Source organism: Victivallis sp. (assembly GCF_048170485.1).
Classification (GTDB): domain Bacteria; phylum Verrucomicrobiota; class Lentisphaeria; order Victivallales; family Victivallaceae; genus Victivallis.
Genome location: NZ_DBEXAY010000223.1, coordinates 1 through 2,837 on the forward strand (window position 1 = coordinate 1; position 2,837 = coordinate 2,837).

Sequence of the window (2,837 nt, forward strand, 5' to 3'; positions counted from 1 at the left end):
GATTGATGTTCCTCGGATCCTCCTGTTGTAATATTGCAGAAAATTCCACCTTTGCAAGGCCACTGGACTTTGCATGCAGATTAAACCCAAGTTTCCACGCTTTTGCGGAAGCGTGCGCTACCGAAACGCTGGGCGCTTACGCCCTCGTTACTCCCCCTTCCGCGGAAGAGCTCGCCTTCAACAGCCAGGGGGCCTGTCGCACCTGCGACGGCACCGGAATCGTCCGCACGGTGGACCGCTCCACGCTGGTTCCGGATGAATCGCTCACCATCGATCAGGGCGCCGTCGCCCCGTGGAAAACCTTGATGTGGTCGCTGATGGTCGATGTCTGCCGGGCGATGGGGGTCCGCACCGACGTTCCCTTCTCCGAACTGACACCGGAGGAAAAGGAGATCGTCTACAACGGTCCGGCGGTCAAAAAACATATCTTCTACCATTCGAAAAACACCGACTCCGCCGGAGAGCTCGACTTCACCTACTACAGCGCCATCCGTACCGTCGAAAACGCCCTCGCCAAAGTCAAGGACGAAAGCGGCATGAAGCGGGTCGCCCGTTTCCTGTGCGAGAGCCCCTGCCCCGACTGCGGCGGCTCCCGGCTCTCCGCCGCGGCACGGACGCCGGAGGTGCGCGGAATCACCCTCGACGCCGTCTGCCGCATGACCCTCGCCGATCTCTGCATCTGGGTGGACGGCGTTCCTGCGTCTCTGCCGGAAGAGATGCGCCCGATGGCGGAGAACATCTGCGATTCGTTCCGCACCGCCGCACGGCGGCTGCTCGATCTCGGGCTCGGTTATCTGACGCTGGACCGGGCCGCCTCGACCCTCTCGACCGGAGAACGGCAGCGCATGCAGCTGGCGCGGGCAGTCCGCAACCGCACCACCGGCGTGCTCTATGTGCTGGACGAACCTTCAATCGGCCTTCATCCGGCCAACCTCGACGGACTGGCCGGCGTCATGCACGACCTGATCGCCGACGGCAACTCGGTCGTGCTGGTCGATCATGACGCGCAGATCCTCTCCGGTGTCGATCACATCATTGAAATGGGTCCGGGCGCCGGTTCGACCGGGGGAAATGTTGTCGCACAGGGGAGCGTCGCCGAACTCGCCGGCAATCCCGCCTCGCTCATCGGCCCCTTTCTCTCCGGGAAAGCGGAAGAAAAAATCCGCCCGCGCACACCGGAGAACGAACTCTTTTCGCTCGGGAAAATCCACCTCGACACCGGCGCCATCCACACGGTGAAACCGCTTTCGGTCGACATTCCGAAAGGAAGAATGACGGTGGTGACCGGCGTCTCCGGTTCCGGCAAGACGACACTGATTCTGGAGAGCCTGATCCCGGGGCTGGAGGCCGCCATCGCCGGCCGAAAGCTCCCCGCCCACGTCCTTGCGGTGAATCCGGCAGGAATCCGGCAGATGAAGCTGATCGACGCCACGCCGATCGGCATCAACGTGCGTTCCACGGTGGCGACTTACGCCAATGTCCACGACGAACTGCGCAAACTTTACGCGGCGACTCCGGACGCGAAGAAGCTCGGTTACAAGGCGGGGGATTTCTCCTACAACACCGGCAAGCTGCGCTGCCCGGGCTGCGATGGAACCGGCACGATCAGTCTGGATGTTCAATTCCTGCCCAACGTGGAGATCCCCTGCCCCGACTGTCACGGCTCCCGCTACGCGGCGGCGGCGGGAGCGATCCACCTCGCCAATCGCCGCGGGGAACTCCGGCCGCTCCCGGAGTTGATGCATATGGACATCAACACGGCGGTGGAGTTCTGCGACAGTTGGAAAACGGTCCGCCAGCGGCTGGAGACGCTCCGGAATCTCGGACTGGGCTACCTGACGCTGGAGGAGGAAACGCCCGGCCTATCGGGCGGCGAAGCGCAACGATTGAAACTTGCCGGAGAAATGGGCCGGACGCAGGAGGATTCGCTCTTCGTCTTCGACGAACCCACCATTGGACTGCATCCGCTGGATGTCCGGGTTCTGCTCGGAATCTTCCAGAAACTGATCGAAAACGGCGCAACCGTCATCGTGATCGAACACGATCTGGATGTGATCCGCAACGCCGACTTTCTCATCGACATGGGTCCGGGCGGCGGGAGCGAAGGCGGGCGGATTGTCGTTGCAGGCCCCCCGGAAACGGTCGCCCGGACGCCGGAGAGCCGCACCGGCCGGTATTTGAAAAATGATTTTGAATTTCGCTGAAAGAGATTCAGACAGACCTGATTCTTTTCGGATTTCATTGCACAAAGGCAGTCAATCTGTTGGAGGAGGCACGTAATGGTCCGGCCCCCCCAGCTGTTTCCAACGGGCATAGACGACGAGCAAGGCTGCTGTGGCTCCGGCAGTAAACAATGTGTCCCATATGAAAATAAACCGGTAGCCGAAATGATCAATTGCCACGCCACCGAAGTAATTTGCAAAGATCAGCAGAACACTGTTCATCATCGCATTTGCACTGCTGAACTGTCCGAACTTGTCCGGCGGGAAAAGCTCGATGAACACCGGTCCGTTGCTGACGAACTGTACCGAATAAACCACGGCAATCGCAATCCCCACGACAAAAAAAGAAGCGTAATCCGTCACATAGAAGTATCCCCAGATATTCGCTAAAATGACGATGACGCCGCTTGCAACAAAAATTCGAAGTGGATGAAATTTATCCATCAAATAACCGGTCATCAGTACAACGCCGGCCGAAACCGCCGCCCCCACCGCCATCACCTTGCCGAATTGTCCTGCAGTCATCTGAAGCTCCTGAGTTGCAAACAGCAGGTTGAACGTCGTTCGACACACCGTCGAAACGTTGTTCAGAGCCGTTCCAAGAAAAAGAAAGGT

The 2,837-nt window shown here is 59.6% G+C and carries 2 protein-coding genes; one reads left to right on the forward strand and one right to left on the reverse strand.

Annotation, left to right across the window (positions count from 1 at the left end; translation table 11 throughout):
* Positions 1-2,204 (forward strand): excinuclease ABC subunit UvrA (locus tag ACMLHG_RS11550; RefSeq protein ID WP_417170595.1); only part of this gene is annotated, 2,204 nt, incomplete at its 5' end.
* A 51-nt stretch (positions 2,205-2,255) separates the two neighbouring features.
* On the opposite strand, the gene ACMLHG_RS11555 is transcribed toward ACMLHG_RS11550, so the two are convergent.
* Positions 2,256-2,837, reverse strand: a 582-nt coding sequence (locus ACMLHG_RS11555; RefSeq protein ID WP_417170596.1) for an MFS transporter, incomplete at its 5' end; no start/stop codon positions are given.